10 protein-coding genes, 3 tRNA genes and 1 rRNA gene are annotated in these 16,050 nt (G+C 25.3%); 10 read left to right on the forward strand and 4 right to left on the reverse strand.

Annotated elements, in window-relative coordinates; translation table 11 throughout:
* The first annotated feature begins 2 nt into the window (after positions 1 to 2).
* Complete coding sequence (gene dnaE, locus AB4W67_RS01165; RefSeq protein WP_367682746.1) at positions 3 to 3,476, forward strand: DNA polymerase III subunit alpha; 3,474 nt, start codon at positions 3 to 5, stop codon at positions 3,474 to 3,476.
* Between the two features lie 54 nt (positions 3,477 to 3,530).
* On the opposite strand, the gene AB4W67_RS01170 is transcribed toward dnaE, so the two are convergent.
* Positions 3,531 to 5,243: a proline--tRNA ligase gene (locus tag AB4W67_RS01170; protein WP_367682747.1), complete on the reverse strand. Its 1,713-nt coding sequence runs from the start codon at positions 5,241 to 5,243 to the stop codon at positions 3,531 to 3,533.
* Between the two features lie 144 nt (positions 5,244 to 5,387).
* On the opposite strand from AB4W67_RS01170, the gene flhB reads away from it, so the two are divergent.
* Complete coding sequence (gene flhB / locus AB4W67_RS01175) at positions 5,388 to 6,539, forward strand: flagellar biosynthesis protein FlhB (protein WP_367682748.1); 1,152 nt, start codon at positions 5,388 to 5,390, stop codon at positions 6,537 to 6,539.
* A complete protein-coding gene (gene flhA, locus AB4W67_RS01180; protein ID WP_367682749.1) occupies positions 6,532 to 8,625 on the forward strand; it encodes a flagellar biosynthesis protein FlhA in 2,094 nt (697 codons plus the stop codon). Before flhB ends, flhA begins: the two co-directional genes overlap by 8 nt.
* A gap of 96 nt (positions 8,626 to 8,721) precedes the next feature.
* On the opposite strand, the gene argS is transcribed toward flhA, so the two are convergent.
* Positions 8,722 to 10,464, reverse strand: a complete 1,743-nt coding sequence (gene argS, locus AB4W67_RS01185; RefSeq protein ID WP_367682750.1) for an arginine--tRNA ligase — start codon at positions 10,462 to 10,464, stop codon at positions 8,722 to 8,724.
* 397 nt (positions 10,465 to 10,861) lie between these two features.
* Between argS and AB4W67_RS01190 the strand changes: the two genes are divergently transcribed.
* The 3 genes from AB4W67_RS01190 (at position 10,862) to AB4W67_RS01200 (ending at position 12,629) form a co-directional block, all read left to right on the forward strand.
* Positions 10,862 to 12,408, forward strand: a 16S ribosomal RNA gene (locus AB4W67_RS01190).
* A gap of 60 nt (positions 12,409 to 12,468) precedes the next feature.
* Positions 12,469 to 12,545: transfer RNA gene (locus AB4W67_RS01195), tRNA-Ile, on the forward strand.
* A gap of 11 nt (positions 12,546 to 12,556) precedes the next feature.
* Positions 12,557 to 12,629: transfer RNA gene (locus tag AB4W67_RS01200), tRNA-Ala, on the forward strand.
* A gap of 5 nt (positions 12,630 to 12,634) precedes the next feature.
* Here the strand turns inward: AB4W67_RS01200 and gloB are convergent.
* Positions 12,635 to 13,384, reverse strand: coding sequence for a hydroxyacylglutathione hydrolase (gene gloB / locus AB4W67_RS01205; RefSeq protein WP_367682751.1), 750 nt, complete (start codon positions 13,382 to 13,384; stop codon positions 12,635 to 12,637).
* Positions 13,381 to 13,872, reverse strand: coding sequence for a ribonuclease HI (rnhA, locus tag AB4W67_RS01210; RefSeq protein WP_367682752.1), 492 nt, complete (start codon positions 13,870 to 13,872; stop codon positions 13,381 to 13,383). The genes gloB and rnhA overlap by 4 nt, the downstream gene beginning before the upstream one ends.
* Before the next feature lie 67 nt (positions 13,873 to 13,939).
* On the opposite strand from rnhA, the gene dnaQ reads away from it, so the two are divergent.
* The 4 genes from dnaQ to gpt all read left to right on the forward strand — a co-directional run bounded on the left by dnaQ (position 13,940) and on the right by gpt (position 15,984).
* Positions 13,940 to 14,647, forward strand: a complete 708-nt coding sequence (dnaQ, locus tag AB4W67_RS01215) for a DNA polymerase III subunit epsilon (protein ID WP_367682753.1) — start codon at positions 13,940 to 13,942, stop codon at positions 14,645 to 14,647.
* Between the two features lie 92 nt (positions 14,648 to 14,739).
* A tRNA-Asp gene (locus AB4W67_RS01220) sits at positions 14,740 to 14,813 on the forward strand.
* 34 nt (positions 14,814 to 14,847) lie between these two features.
* Positions 14,848 to 15,426, forward strand: coding sequence for a D-sedoheptulose 7-phosphate isomerase (lpcA, locus tag AB4W67_RS01225; protein WP_367682754.1), 579 nt, complete (start codon positions 14,848 to 14,850; stop codon positions 15,424 to 15,426).
* A 99-nt stretch (positions 15,427 to 15,525) separates the two neighbouring features.
* The gene (gpt, locus tag AB4W67_RS01230) at positions 15,526 to 15,984 is read left to right on the forward strand and encodes a xanthine phosphoribosyltransferase (RefSeq protein WP_367682755.1); all 459 of its coding nucleotides are present in this window, start codon (positions 15,526 to 15,528) and stop codon (positions 15,982 to 15,984) included.
* Positions 15,985 to 16,050: the final 66 nt, after the last annotated feature.

Here is a 16,050-nt window from a genome sequence, read left to right on the forward strand (position 1 = left end):
AAATGAATATACCAAAATTTATTCATCTTCATGTACGTAGTCATTATTCAATATCTGATGGATTATCAAAACCAGAAGATTTAGTAAAGAAAGCAGTATCTTTAAAAATGATGGCTTTAGCAATGACAGATTTTAATAATTTATATGGTGTTATAAAATTTTATAATTTTGCACATAAGTATAAATTAAAGCCAATTATTGGAATAACTGTTAAATTTGTTTCAGAGTTTATAAAAAACGAATTAACAGAAATAACTATATTAGCTTCTAGTTTAGAGGGGTATAAAAATTTAATTATATTAATTTCTCGTGCTTATAAAAAAGGATATCTTAATAATAAATGTATTACGATAAAAAAAAAATGGTTGTCTGAATTTAATAATGGATTAATATTACTTTCTGGTGGTTGTCAAGGTGAAATTGGAAAAATTTTACTACGTAAGGAATTTTCATTATTATCTCATTGTTTGGGATTTTATAAAAAATATTTTCCTGAAGCTTATTATTTAGAGTTAATACGTACAGGACGAGAAAATGAAGAAAAATATTTACATTTAGCTATAGAATTATCTGATTCTAAAAATATTCCAGTAGTTGCAACGAATGATGTCTGTTTTTTAAATAAAGAAGATTTTAAAATTCATAAGATTAAGGTTTCTATTCATGAAAGAGAAATATTAAAAAATTCTAGAATTCAAAATAATTATAGTCAACATCAATTTTTAAAAAGCAAAGAAGAAATGTTTAAACTTTTTTCTGAATTTCCTGAAGCTTTAATTAATAGTGTAGAAATTGCAAAACGTTGCAATGTTTTTATATCGTCTGGAAAATATTTTTTACCATGTTTTCCAACAGGTGATATAAGTGTTGAGAATTATTTAATTACAGAATCTAACAAAGGATTAAAGAAACGTTTAAAGCATTCTTCTTCTAATATCAAGATAAATAAAGAAACTTATTTAAAATATAAAAATCGTTTAAATATGGAATTAAGTGTAATAAATAAAATGGGATTTCCTGGATATTTTTTAATTGTTATGGAGTTTATAAAATGGGCAAAAGATAATAATATACCAGTAGGTCCAGGCCGAGGTTCTGGGGCTGGTTCATTAGTAGCATATGCATTAAACATTACAGAAATAGATCCTTTATTATTTGATTTATTGTTTGAACGTTTTTTAAATCCTGAACGTATCTCTTTGCCTGATTTTGATATTGATTTTTGCATGGATAAAAGAGATCAAGTGATAGATCATGTTTCAGATATATATGGTAGAAATTCAGTAGCTCAAATTATTACTTTTGGAACTATGACAGCAAAAGCTGTAATTAGAGATGTAGGAAGAGTATTGGGATATCCTTATGGATTTATTAATAATTTATCTAAGTTAGTGCCTTTAGATCCAGGAATAACATTAAATGATGCTTTTTCTGAAAAATCAGAATTATATCATCTTTATAGAAACAATGAAGATGTAAAAAATTTAATTGATATATCTAAAAAATTAGAAGGTATAAATCGAAGCATTGGGAAGCATGCAGGAGGGGTTGTAATTTCCCCTACTAAGATTACTGATTTTTGTCCACTATATTGTGATGAAAAAGGAGATAATCCAGTTACTCAATTTGATAAAAATGACATTGAATATGTTGGTTTACTAAAATTTGATTTTTTAGGTTTACGTACATTAACAACAATTAGTTGCACAGTAGATATGATTAATTCAAAGTTGTTAACAAATCAAAAGAAAATTAATATTAATACTATTTCTTTAAATGATAAAAAATGTTTTAATTTATTAAACCAGTGTAAAACTAGAGCAATATTTCAATTAGAATCTGATGGAATGAGGGATTTAATTAAAAGGTTAAAACCTGATTGTTTTGAAGATATTATTGCACTTTTAGCACTTTTTAGGCCAGGTCCATTGCAATCAGGTATGGTAGATAATTTTATAAATCGAAAACATGGTTATGAAAAAATTTCATATCCTGATCATAAATGGCAACATATTCTTTTAAAACCGATTTTAGATTCAACTTATGGAATTATTTTATATCAAGAGCAAGTAATGAAAATTGCTCAAGTTTTAGCTGGTTATAGTTTAGGGAAAGCAGATATTTTAAGAAGGGCTATGAGTAAAAAAAATTCAAAAGATATGTTAAAACAAAGAAAAATTTTTTTAAATGGAACAAAAAAAAACGGTATTAATCTTAAATTATCAGAAAAAATTTTTAATTTATTAGAAAAGTTTGCTGGATATGGTTTTAATAAATCTCATTCTGTAGCTTATGCTTTAATATCTTATCAAACATTGTGGTTGAAATTATATTATCCTTCCGAATTTATATCTTCTACTATAAATTCTGATATAGGTAATACAGATAAAATAATAATTTTAGTAAATGAAGCATTAAATATGAAATTAAATATTATTGCTCCAAATATTAATTTAAGTGAATATATGTTTTATGTTGATGGTAATAATAATATTGTTTATGGGCTTGGAGGGATAAAAGGAATAGGTGAGAATTCAATAAAAAATATTCTTAAAGAAAGGAATAGGAACGGTTTATTTTCTGATTTATTTGATTTATGTATTCGCTGTGATTGTTATAAAATTACTCGTAGAATATTAGAACAATTAATCATGTCTGGTAGCTTTGATTCTTTTCATAAAAATCGAAGTTATTTACTTAATTCAATTGAAGACGTTATTAAAGCATCTAAAGAATATTTACGTGTTCAAAAAAATCGACAAGGTAGTCTTTTTGGTACATTTAAAGATGAATTTAATATCATTCAAAATGATCGTTTGTTAAAATTAGATTTGTTTGAAAAAGATAGATTAAAAAATGAGTATCAAGTTTTAGGTTTTTATTTAACTGAAAATCCTATGGATCAATTTAAAAAAGAATTAAAATATTATATAAATCATTTAAAATCTTTAGATTTAAATCTTTTAAAAGATAATAAAAAAAGAATTATTATAGGTATAGTAGTTTCAATTAAAATTAAAATTACAAAAAATAAAAATAAAATAGCTATATTAATATTAGACTATTATACTTCTCGTATAGAAATTATTATTTTTAATAAATTATTTAATTTATTTGAAAGATTAATTAAATTAAATGAAATTTTATTAATTCAAGGAACAATAGATATAGATAAGAATAATAGAATAATAGCATCTAATATTATAAATTTACCATTGCTAAGAAAAAAATATGTAAAAAAATTAACTATTTTTTTAACAAAAGAAAATGATAAGTATTGTTTAAAAAAATTATATCAATTGTTAGAAAACCAAAAAAAAGGACATATTTTTATTGATATTATTGTTAAAAAATATTATTTTTCTTTAGGTATTATGCAAAAAAAGAAGTTTTATATTACTATTACTAATGAGTTTTTAATGGAATTAAAATTTTTAATTGGATTAAAAAAAATAAAATTAGATTTTTTTCATTAGATAAAATATAAAAAACTTCTTTTATAAAAAATTTTACTTTCAATTTTTAATTTTTTATATTTTTAATTGTTTTTTTAAAAAAAATATAACATCTTTTATATTAATAAAAATACTTGTTTTATTTATTCTCGAACGATATTCAACATTTTCTTTATCTATGTTATGTTTGCTGATAATAATTTGATGTGGTATTCCAAGTAAATCAATTTCATTGAACATAATACCAGTTCTTTTATTTCTATCATCTAAAATAACATCGATATTTTCATTTTTAATTTTTTTATATAGTTGTTCTGAAATTTTTTTAGTTTTTTGGCAATTTTCTATATTAATTGGTAAAATAGCAACTTCGAAAGGAGCGATAGAATTTGGCCAAATAATTCCATTATTATCATGGTTTTGTTCAATTATAGCTGCAATCATTCTTGAAATACCAATTCCATAACATCCCATGTATAAGTGTTGTTTTTTACCAGATTTATTTTTTATTAATATATTCATTTTTTTTGAATATTTTAATCCTAATTGAAAGATGTGTCCAATTTCTATGCTTTTTTTGATTTTTAAGTATTCTAATCCATCTGGTCCTAAATCATTTTTATCAATATTTCTAATATCAACAACAGTAGGTATTGGGATATCTGTTTTCCAATTTACATTAATAAAAAATTTTTCATTTATATTTGAACCAATAATAAAATTTTTCATATAATATACTGAAACATCAGAAAATATAGGAAATTTTAAATTTAATGGTCCTAAAAATTTTTTTTTCACACCTGTTAATTTAATAGTTTCTTCTTCATTAAGTATTTTTAATGGTTTTTTTATAATATCAATTTTTTCTAATTTAAATAAATTTAATGTATGTTCGGATCGTATTAATAAAGCTATAAATGGATATTTTTCTGTTTTATTAGTTTTAACTAAAATAGTTTTTACTAATTTTTTAATAGGATGTTTTAGTTCGTTTATATGTTTAATAGATTTAATACTTTTTATTTTTTTATGAATATCTTTATTTGATGTTTGAAAAAAATTTATAGATTCTATTGATTTTGCTGTATTAATATTAGAAGAATATGATGTTTTTTCTGAAAATACTATTTCATCTTCTCCATTTTCAGATAAAGCTTGGAATTCATGAGAAATTTTACCGCCCATAGAACCTGAATCAGCTTTAACTACACGAAACTTAAGGTTAATTTTATTAAATATATTAATGTAACTTTGATAAAAATCATTATATGTTTTTTCTAAACATGTTTGATTGGTATGGAAAGAATACGCATCCTTCATAATAAATTCTCTAGCTCTGATAATTCCAAATCTTGGACGTATTTCATCTCTAAATTTTGTTTGAATTTGATATACAATTAATGGAAAATTTTGATACGACTGAATTTCTTTTCCAATTAAATTTGTAATAATTTCTTCATTAGTTGGACTTAATATAAAATTTTGATTTCGTCGATCAAAAAATTGTAATAGTTCTTTTCCATATATATCTAGTCGACCACTTTTTTCCCATAGTGTTTTAGGTTGTATAATAGGCATTAAAATTTCTAAAGCATTTATTTTTTTCATTTCATTTATGATAATTTTATTTATTTTTTTTATTACTCGCAAGCCTGTTGGTAGCCAAGTATATAAACCTGAAGATAATTGTCTAATCATTCCACTTTTCAGCATAAGTTCATGACTAATAATTTTTGTTTCATGAGATGTTTCTTTTAAAGTTAGTAATAGGTATTGACTTGCTTTCATATGTTAAATTCTCAATTAAGAATAAAATTTATTTGAAATTAAAGTATTTATTAATAATAAAAAATAATTTTATTATATAATAAGATATTTTATAAAACACTTTTTAATATTTATAATTTTTAATTATGGTTAAAATATTTTAAAATGAAAAATGATACGAATGAAGAAAAAAATCAACAGCCGACTGAGCGTCATATTAAAAAATCTAAAAAGAAAGGAATAACTAGATACTCTCGTGAATTAAACTCTTTGCTAATTTTAATAATAGGAGTTTTAAATTTATTATATTTTAAAGATAAAATTATATTTGAATTTAAAAAAATTATGTTTAGTAGTTTGTATTTTAATAATAATATTATTTTTAATGAACATAATTGTTTATTAAATATAATCTATTTTTTAAAAAGAATTTTAATTGTTTTTACTCCATTTTTAGTATCTTTATTTTTTATAATTATCATACCATCTATTTTATTTAGTGGTATAAAATTTAGTTTTAAATCATTGAAATTTGATTTAAAAAAATTAAATTTATTAACTGGATTAAAGAGAATTTTTTCTTTAAAAATATTTTTTGAGTTATTTAAAATTATGTTAAAGTTATTAATAATAGGGGGTATAGTTTTTTATTATCTATCATTACATTTTTTTGAAATATTATTTTTTCATGTTAAAGATGTTTTTTCTGCTTTTTCTTTTGGATTGAAAAATATTTTTTATTGTTGTTTTTTAATAATATTAGGGTTAATCCCAGTTGTTATGTTTGATATTTTTTGGCAACAATTTAAATACTATAAACAGTTAAAAATGTCTTATAAACAAATTCAAGATGAATTTAAAGAACACGAAGGTAATCCTCATTTAAAAGCTAGAATTCGTCAACAAATGAAAAATAACTTAAGAAGAAGAATGATTTTAAATATTCCAAATTCTGATGTTGTTATCACTAATCCAGTACATTGTTCAGTAGCGCTTAAATATGATGAAAAGAATATGAATGCGCCTAAAGTTATAGCAAAAGGAATTGGGTCTTTAGCTATCCAAATAAAAAGTATAGCAATAAGACATAATATTGCTATAATTTCTGCCCCATTATTAGCTCGTGCACTATATCGATATGCTGAAATAGGACAATATATACCAGGTCCTCTTTATCAAGCTGTTGCTGAAATTTTAGCGTGGGTATGGAAAGTAAAAAAATGGAAAAAAGAAGGTGGAATTTTTCCAGAAAAACCAAAAAATATATCGGTTCCATCAGAATTGAATTTTAGAGGAGCAAATAAAAGTAATGATTAATTTTTATTCTGTTTTTCAGAACATGAGAAACTTTAAAAATACTCAATGGAAAGTATTAGCAGGTCCAATACTAATTTTAATTATTTTATCAATGATGGTATTACCATTAGCTCCTTTTATTTTAGATATTTTTTTTACCTTTAATATTGCTTTATCAGTAATTATTTTACTTGTTGCCATGTTTACTCGAAAAACTTTAGATTTTGCTGCATTTCCAACTATTTTACTTTTTTCAACATTGTTACGATTAGCATTAAATGTTGCATCTACTCGTGTTATTTTTTTAAATGGACATACAGGAACTTATTCAGCTGGTCGAGTTATAGAAGCATTTGGACATTTTTTAGTTGGTGGGAATTTTGCTATTGGAATTGTTGTATTTATTATTTTAGTAATTATTAATTTTATGGTTATTACAAAAGGGGCTGGAAGAATAGCAGAAGTAGGTGCAAGATTTATATTAGATGCTATGCCAGGCAAACAAATGGCAATTGATGCTGATTTAAATGCAGGCTTAATTGGAGAAGAAGAAGCTAAAAAACGTCGTTTACAAATTACACAAGAAGCTGATTTTTATGGTTCTATGGATGGCGCAAGTAAATTTGTTCGAGGTGATGCAATTGCTGGTATTTTAATTATGATACTTAATATATGTGGTGGTTTTATCATCGGTATTTTACAACATGATATGTTGTTAAGTAAAGCTGCTCAAGTTTATACTTTATTAACTATTGGAGATGGTTTAGTAGCTCAAATTCCAGCTTTAGTTATTTCTACAGCTGCTGGAGTAATTGTTACACGCGTTAGTACTAATCAAAATGTTGGGGAACAAATTATTAGTCAATTATTTTATAATCCTCAAGTAATTTTATTAACTGCAGTAGTTTTAGGTATACTTGGTTTTATTCCTGGTATGCCAAATTTAATATTTTTAATATTTACAATTTTATTATTTACTTTATCTTGGTGGTTAAATAAGAAAAAACTTAGTTTAAATAATAATATTTCTTTAGTTTCTAAAAATAAGAATGAATCTACTTTAAATTTAAATAATGAAGCATCTTGGAATGATGTAGAATTAGAAGATCCTATAAGGATTGAAATAGGATTTAATTTATTACCGTTGTTAGATATTAAAAGAAATGGTGATTTATTAGAAAAAATTCGTATTGTACGTAAGCGAATTGCAAAAGATATGGGTTTTCTTCCGCCTATAGTTCATATTAAAAATAACATAGAATTAAATAGTAATTTATATCGTATATTTATTAAAGGTTTAGAAGTTGGACAAGGTAAATGTTTATATGGAAAACTTATGGCGCTTGCTACTGGTCAGGAAATAGAATCTTTACCTTTCAAAAAAGTTATTGAACCTACCTTTGGTTTTTCTGGTTATTGGATTAATAAAGAATTTAAAGATGACGCTGAAAAGAAAGGATATTCTATAATTGAATGTAGTGATATTATTGCCACACATTTAAATTTTTTAATTTCTCAGAATATTAATGAATTATTTGGACGTTATGAAACTCAAAAATTATTAGATCATGTTAATAAGGAAATACCTAAATTAACTGAAGATTTAATACCTAATGTAATTGATTTGACAACTGTTCATAAAATTTTAAAAAATTTACTTTTAGAACAAGTTTCAATACGAGATATGCGAACTATTTTAGAAACATTATCAGAATATTCTATTAATCAAAAAGATGCAAATGAATTAACTAGTTTAGTTCGAATTTCATTAAGCAAGCTAATTATACAAAAGTTATTTTATAAAAAATCTATAATTGAAGTCATGATTTTAGAATCAAATTTAGAAAAATTATTATTAGATAGTTTGAAGGGTAAAAAAAATAGTATAGAACCAGGTTTATCTGATATTTTATTAGTTAAAACTAAAGAAGCAATTGAAAATCAAAAATTAATAAATGCCCCTATTGTTTTACTAGTTCCTCATGCTTTGCGATTATTTTTATCTAAATTTTTACGTTCTCAATATCCCGAATTAACTGTTCTATCTCAACTTGAAATAACAGAATCAAAAAATATTAAAGTTACTTATATTATTGGTAATAAATAAAAATATTTTTAAAAATAAATTGGTGTGGTTTTAAGTGGTATGTTGTTTATAATACTACATTACTACCTCACCTTGTTAAAATCTTAATTATATAAATTACATTTTTTTTAATATTTTAATACCTAATAGATTTAATCCTTTTTTCAATGTTTTTGCTGTTATAAAAGATAATTTTAATCTACTTTTACAAATTTTAATTTTTTTAGCAAATAAAATTGAACATGTTTCATAAAAATTAGAAAAATATATAGCTAATTGGTATAAATATCTACACATAATATGAGGGGTTCCATTTTTTTCCATTATTAAAATAATTTCCTCGAATTCTAGTATTTTAATTGCTAATTTAATTTCACTATTTTTTGTAAGATTAATTTTTTCTTTAATCTTATGTACATGAAAATTAGATTTTTTTATTATAGATATAATTCTTGTATAAGCATATTGTATATAAGGTGATGTATTTCCTTCAAAACTTAACATTAAATCCCAATTAAATATATAATTAGTTTTTCTATTTTTAGATAAATCGGCATATTTTATTGCACTTATACCAATAATTTTTGATAATTTGATAAGCTTTTTTTTTGGTAAGTTTGGTTTTTTTATTTTAATTAATTTTAAAGCTCTATTTATTGATTCATTAATTAATGTATTTAATTTAATAGTATTACCATCTCGAGTTTTAAAAGGTCGTTTATTTTTAGATAGCATCATTCCAAATTCGTGATGTTCTAATAATAAATTACTTGGTATATATTTTGCTTTTTTAGCAATTATCCAAGCTTGTAATAAATGCTGGTGTTGACGTACATCCGTATAATATATTATTCGATCAGCGTGAAATATTTCATATCGATATTTTAAACAAGCAATATCAGTAGTAGAGTATAAAAAACTTTTATCTTTTTTTTGAATTAAAACTCCCATAGGTTCCCCTATTCGATTTTTAAATTTATCTAAAAAAACGATAATTGCTCCATTTTTTTCTACAGCTAATTTCTTTTTTTTAAGATCTTTTATGATATTTGGTAGCATTTTATTATATATACTTTCTCCCATAGTATGTTGTTTATTCAATGTTACATTAAGTTTTTTATATAGTTTATAATTATTATTCATTGTAATAGAAACTAATTTTTTCCAAATAGAATAACAATTTTTATCTCCACTTTGTAATTGCACTACATATTGTTTAGATATTTTTTTAAAATTTTTATCTGATTCATATTTTTTTTTAGCTTTGCAGTAAAATTCTTCAATTTCATGTAAAGAGATAAGATTTTTATTTAACTTTTTTTGTAAATTTTTATATTTTATATATGCAATCAATATACCAAATTGAGCACCCCAATCTCCGATATGATTAGCTCTGATTACATTATGACCTAAAAATTCTAATACTCTTGTTGTAACATCACCGATAATTGTAGATCTTAAATGTCCTACATGCATTTCTTTAGCAACATTAGGTGATGAATAATCTATAACTATAGTTTTTTTATAAGAAGCATATTTAACTCCTAAACGTGATGAAAAAAATATTTTTTCTAATTTTTCCGATAACCATTTAGAATGGATAAAAATATTTATAAATCCAGGTGGTGAAAATGTTATCTTTTTATATATATCTTTAAATTTAATTAAATAGTATATTTTATTAAATAAATTAAATGGATCAATATGAGATATATTAGATATTTTTATTAAATTATCAACTTGATAATGTCCGAATTCTATTTTTTTGCTAGATATAATACATGGTTCGCAAAAATTTTTTACACCTATATTAATTAAAGCTTGTTCAATATCCTTTTTTATTATATATTTTATTTTCATTATATAATCCTTAGTATTTAAAAATTATTTCAAATTAAATTTTAATTGTAATTATTAAATATTTATTTATTAGATATTTGTTGTAAAAATTTATTTTAAAAAAATATCGTAATATTTAAAATATAATTATATTATAACAAAAAACCATATTATTTAAGTTCATTTTTTTATTTTTTCTTTTAGATAATAATATTAAAAAAATTAATTTTATTAAAAAGGTTGACAAGGTAATAAAAAAAATGTAATCTAAATTAAATTATATAAAAGTGAAATTTAAGAAAAAATTCAAAAACGCTCTTTAAAAAAATATTAGATAATCTGTGTGGGCACAGAAAATTAAGTACAAAATAGATTTAATTTTTTTAAATCGCTTAAATTTATTTAAGCGATGTTGTAAAAATTGAAGAGTTTGATCATGGCTCAGATTGAACGCTGGCGGCAAGCCTAACACATGCAAGTCGAGCGGCAGCGAAAGGAAGCTTGCTTTCTTGTCGGCGAGCGGCAAACGGGTGAGTAATATCTGGGAATCTACCCAAAAGAGGGGGATAACTACTAGAAATGGTAGCTAATACCGCATAAAGTTGAAAAACCAAAGTGGGGGACCTTTTAGGCCTCATGCTTTTGGATGAGCCCAGACGAGATTAGCTTGTTGGTAAGGTAAAGGCTTACCAAGGCGACGATCTCTAGCTGGTCTGAGAGGATAACCAGCCACACTGGAACTGAGACACGGTCCAGACTCCTACGGGAGGCAGCAGTGGGGAATATTGCACAATGGGCGAAAGCCTGATGCAGCTATGCCGCGTGTATGAAGAAGGCCTTAGGGTTGTAAAGTACTTTCAGTAGGGAGGAAAAAAATAAAACTAATAATTTTATTTCTTGACGTTACCTGCAAAAGAAGCACCGGCTAACTCCGTGCCAGCAGCCGCGGTAATACGGAGGGTGCTAGCGTTAATCAGAATTACTGGGCGTAAAGAGCACGTAGGTGGTTTTTTAAGTCAGATGTGAAATCCCTGGGCTCAACCTAGGAACTGCATTTGAAACTGAAATACTAGAGTATCGTAGAGGGAGGTAGAATTCTAGGTGTAGCGGTGAAATGCGTAGATATCTGGAGGAATACCTGTGGCGAAAGCGGCCTCCTAGACGAATACTGACACTGAGGTGCGAAAGCGTGGGGAGCAAACAGGATTAGATACCCTGGTAGTCCATGCCGTAAACGATGTCGACTTGGAGGTTGTTTCCAAGAGAAGTGACTTCCGAAGCTAACGCATTAAGTCGACCGCCTGGGGAGTACGGCCGCAAGGCTAAAACTCAAATGAATTGACGGGGGCCCGCACAAGCGGTGGAGCATGTGGTTTAATTCGATGCAACGCGAAGAACCTTACCTGGTCTTGACATCCACAGAATTTCTTAGAAATAAGAAAGTGCCTTCGGGAACTGTGAGACAGGTGCTGCATGGCTGTCGTCAGCTCGTGTTGTGAAATGTTGGGTTAAGTCCCGCAACGAGCGCAACCCTTATCCCCTGTTGCCATCGGTTCGGCCGGGAACTCAGAGGAGACTGCCGGTTATAAACCGGAGGAAGGTGGGGACGACGTCAAGTCATCATGGCCCTTACGACCAGGGCTACACACGTGCTACAATGGTTTATACAAAGAGAAGCAAATCTGCGAAGACAAGCCAACCTCATAAAGTAAATCGTAGTCCGGACTGGAGTCTGCAACTCGACTCCACGAAGTCGGAATCGCTAGTAATCGTGAATCAGAATGTCACGGTGAATACGTTCCCGGGCCTTGTACACACCGCCCGTCACACCATGGGAGTGGGTTGCAAAAGAAGCAAATATCCTAACCCTTAACAGGGATGGCGTTTACCACTTTGTGATTCATGACTGGGGTGAAGTCGTAACAAGGTAACCGTAGGGGAACCTGCGGTTGGATCACCTCCTTAAAAATATATGCTTATTTTTTAGTGCCCACACAAATTATCTAATATAGTTCTATTCTAGAAAGGCTTGTAGCTCAGATGGTAAGAGCGCACCCCTGATAAGGGTGAGGTCGGTGGTTCAATTCCACTCAGGCCTACCAAACAAGCTTACGGGGCTATAGCTCAGATGGGAGAGCGCCTGCCTTGCACGCAGGAGGTCAGCGGTTCAATCCCGCTTAGCTCCAAAAATTTAAAAATTATTTTTTTCAATTCTTAAGTATTTGAAAATATCAAAATAACTTTTTGATTGAAGTTTTAATTCTTTGATCAAAGAAGGATCATTTGTTCTTAAAAATATATTATTTTTCTTTTCATTGAATAGATAGAATGGAAAAATGCTTTTTTTTAAATATAATTTTTTTTTGATTTTTTTATAATATTTTTTAATTGATTTATCTTTTGGTATAATGTTTATAGAAAAATTTAAATTAGAAAGAGTATATTCATGTGACCAACATAAAATAGTATATTTAGGAAATGATTTAATTAGTTCTATAGAATAATACATGTCTAAATAATTATTATTGAAAACTTTACCACAACCACAGGAAAATATAGTATCACCACAAAATAAATATGGTTTCAAATAATATGAAACATGGTTTAAAGTGTGACCTGGCGTAAAAAAAACATAAATATTTTTTTTTAGTAAACTTATTTTATCTCCTCCAGTAACAACTTCATGAATATAATTATTCTTTATTTCTTTTGGTCCAAAAACAATAATATTAGGATATATTTTTAAAATTTTATTTACACCACCAGTATGATCGATATGTTCATGTGTTAATAAGATAGCTATTGGATTTAATTTTTTTTGAATAATTTTAGTTATCACTGCATCTGCAACACCTGGATCAATAATAATACAAGAACCTTTTTTATTATATAATATCCAGATATAATTATCATGTAATACAGAAATTTTTGTTAAAATCATAATTTTACCATTTTTTGATTATAAAAAATTTTTTCATAAAAAATATCTCTAAGTGATGGAGATTTTGCACATTTACGTGCAATTTGATCACATTTTTCATTTTCTATGTGACCTATATGTGCTTTAATCCAAATCCATTTGATAAAATGTTTATTTATTAAATTATTCATTCGTCTCCATAAATCTATATTTTTTATTGATTTTTTATTAAATTTTTTCCATTTCTTTTTTCTCCAGATAAAAATCCAGTTTGTTACACCTATTTTAACATATCTACTATCTGTATAAATCTCAACAAAACAAGGTATTTTTAAAGATTCTAAACCTGATATAACACCCATGAGTTCCATTCTATTATTTGTAGTTAAAAAAAAACTTGAAGATAATATTTTTTCTTTTTTTTTATATCTTAATATTGTAGCATATCCACCTGAACCTGGATTTCCTAAGCAAGATCCGTCTGTAAATATTTTTACTAATTTTAACATTATATTTAATATTCCTAAAAAAATTAAATTATTTTAATAGTTTATAATCATAAATGATAAATTAAAAATGATAAATAATAAAAAAAGAATAATTATACTAGATACTGAAACTACAGGAATGAGTAACTCTGATAAACCATTTTTAAATCATAGAATTATTGAAATTGGAGCTGTTGAAATTATTAATCGACGTTTTACAGGAAACAATTTTCATGTTTATCTTCAACCTAATAGATTAATAGATCAAAGTGCTATTAAAGTGCATGGAATTACTAATAATTTTTTATTAGATAAACCATTATTTAAAAATATAGCTAAAAAATTTTTTAACTATATTAAATATTGTAAATTAATTATTCATAATGCACCATTTGATATAGGTTTTATAAACCAAGAGTTTTCTATATTTGCTAATAAAAAAGTAGATATATCAAAATTTTGTTATATTGTAGATACTTTGAAAATTGCTCGAAAATTATTTCCTGGGAAAAAAAATACGTTAGATGCACTTTGTAACCGATATAAAATAAATAATTCACATAGAACTTTACATGGAGCTCTTTTAGATTCTTTTTTATTAGGTAAATTATATCTTTTAATGACAGTTGGTCAAAAATCTATGTTATTTTGTAATAATATTAAAAATATTGAGAATGTAGATTATTATAAAAAAACAATAACAAATAAAAAATATTCTTTAAAAATATTAAAGGCTAGTGATAAAGAACTAAAATTGCATCAAAAATATATGGAATATATAAAATATATTGAATAAAAAATAATATATAAATATTAAATTTTTTAATAACTATAAAAAGATGATTGACTCATTTTTTTAAAATATGTACAATAAAATAAATATAAGAAGGTGCGGTAGTTCAGTTGGTTAGAATACTGGCCTGTCACGCCGGGGGTCGCGGGTTCGAGTCCCGTCCGCACCGAAAAATTATTTTAAAAAAATAAGAACTTTAATTAATGTATAAAAAAATTATTTATTGTGAATTAAATGTTGCATTAGATGTATTAAAAAATTTTTTAAATGATAAAAATCAAATAAAAAATATTGAAAAGGCTGGTATTTTAATTTCAAAAGCATTTAAAAATAAAAATAAAATAATTTCTTGTGGTAATGGCGGATCAAATTGTGACTCTATTCACTTTTCAGAAGAATTAACAGGGCTTTATAGAGAAAAGAGATTAGGATATCCAGCAATACCTATTTCTGATTCTGGCCATATTTCTGCTGTAGGTAATGATTTTGGATATGAATATGTTTTCTCACGTTACATAGAAAGCATAGGTAACGAAAATGATATATTATTAGCTATTTCTACTTCTGGAAACTCAAAAAATATTGTCAAAGCAATACATGCAGCACGTGATAAAAATATGAAAGTAATTGTTTTAACAGGAAATGATGGAGGTAAAATTAAAGAATTATCTGATATAGAAATTTGTGTTCCATATTTTGGTTATTCTGATAGAATACAAGAAATGCACATAAAAATTATTCATATATTAATCTTAATTATTGAAAAAGAAATGAATAAATAAATTTATCATTAATTTTATTTCAATAGTTTAACATCCTAAAATAACTATAAATTATTTCCACTTTCTAATAAATACTATTTTATAGTTTTGGAATTTTTCATGAGTGAGAAATATATTGTTACTTGGGATATGCTTCAGATTTATACTAGAAAGTTAGCTAATCGATTAGTTAAATTAAACTCATGGAATAAAATTGTTGCTATTAGTAGAGGTGGTTTAGTCCCTGCATCTATATTAGCAAGAGAGTTAAATATTCGATATGTTGATACTATTTGTATTGCAAGTTATAATTATAATTCTTTAAAAAAAAATAGAACAATTATAAAAAAATCACAAAGTAATAGTTCAAAAATTATTATAGTAGATGATCTTGTAGATACAGGTGGAACTGCAAAAATTATTCGAAAATTATATCCTAAAGCATATTTTGTTACTATTTTTGCAAAACCGATGGGTAAAATATTAGTAGATAACTATATTATTGATGTATCTCAAAATATATGGATAGAACAACCTTGGGATATGTCAATATCTTATATTTCTCCTCTTAAAAAATAAATTAGAATATTTAAATTTTTTAATGGTTTTTATCGATTTAGTATTACATCAAATATAAAAAGGAAT

It is taken from the genome of Buchnera aphidicola (Protaphis terricola) (assembly GCF_964059145.1).
GTDB classification, from domain to species: domain Bacteria; phylum Pseudomonadota; class Gammaproteobacteria; order Enterobacterales; family Enterobacteriaceae; genus Buchnera; species Buchnera aphidicola_BP.

Bases quoted from the DNA above. Each gene is read 5' to 3' on its own strand.
- dnaE (WP_367682746.1), top strand. From the start codon at position 3: ATGAATATACCAAAATTTATTCATCTTCATGTACGTAGTCATTATTCA.
- AB4W67_RS01170 (WP_367682747.1), bottom strand. From the start codon at position 5,243: ATGAAAGCAAGTCAATACCTATTACTAACTTTAAAAGAAACATCTCAT.
- flhB (WP_367682748.1), top strand. From the start codon at position 5,388: ATGAAAAATGATACGAATGAAGAAAAAAATCAACAGCCGACTGAGCGT.
- flhA (WP_367682749.1), top strand. From the start codon at position 6,532: ATGATTAATTTTTATTCTGTTTTTCAGAACATGAGAAACTTTAAAAAT.
- argS (WP_367682750.1), bottom strand. From the start codon at position 10,464: ATGAAAATAAAATATATAATAAAAAAGGATATTGAACAAGCTTTAATT.
- gloB (WP_367682751.1), bottom strand. From the start codon at position 13,384: ATGATTTTAACAAAAATTTCTGTATTACATGATAATTATATCTGGATA.
- rnhA (WP_367682752.1), bottom strand. From the start codon at position 13,872: ATGTTAAAATTAGTAAAAATATTTACAGACGGATCTTGCTTAGGAAAT.
- dnaQ (WP_367682753.1), top strand. From the start codon at position 13,940: ATGATAAATAATAAAAAAAGAATAATTATACTAGATACTGAAACTACA.
- lpcA (WP_367682754.1), top strand. From the start codon at position 14,848: ATGTATAAAAAAATTATTTATTGTGAATTAAATGTTGCATTAGATGTA.
- gpt (WP_367682755.1), top strand. From the start codon at position 15,526: ATGAGTGAGAAATATATTGTTACTTGGGATATGCTTCAGATTTATACT.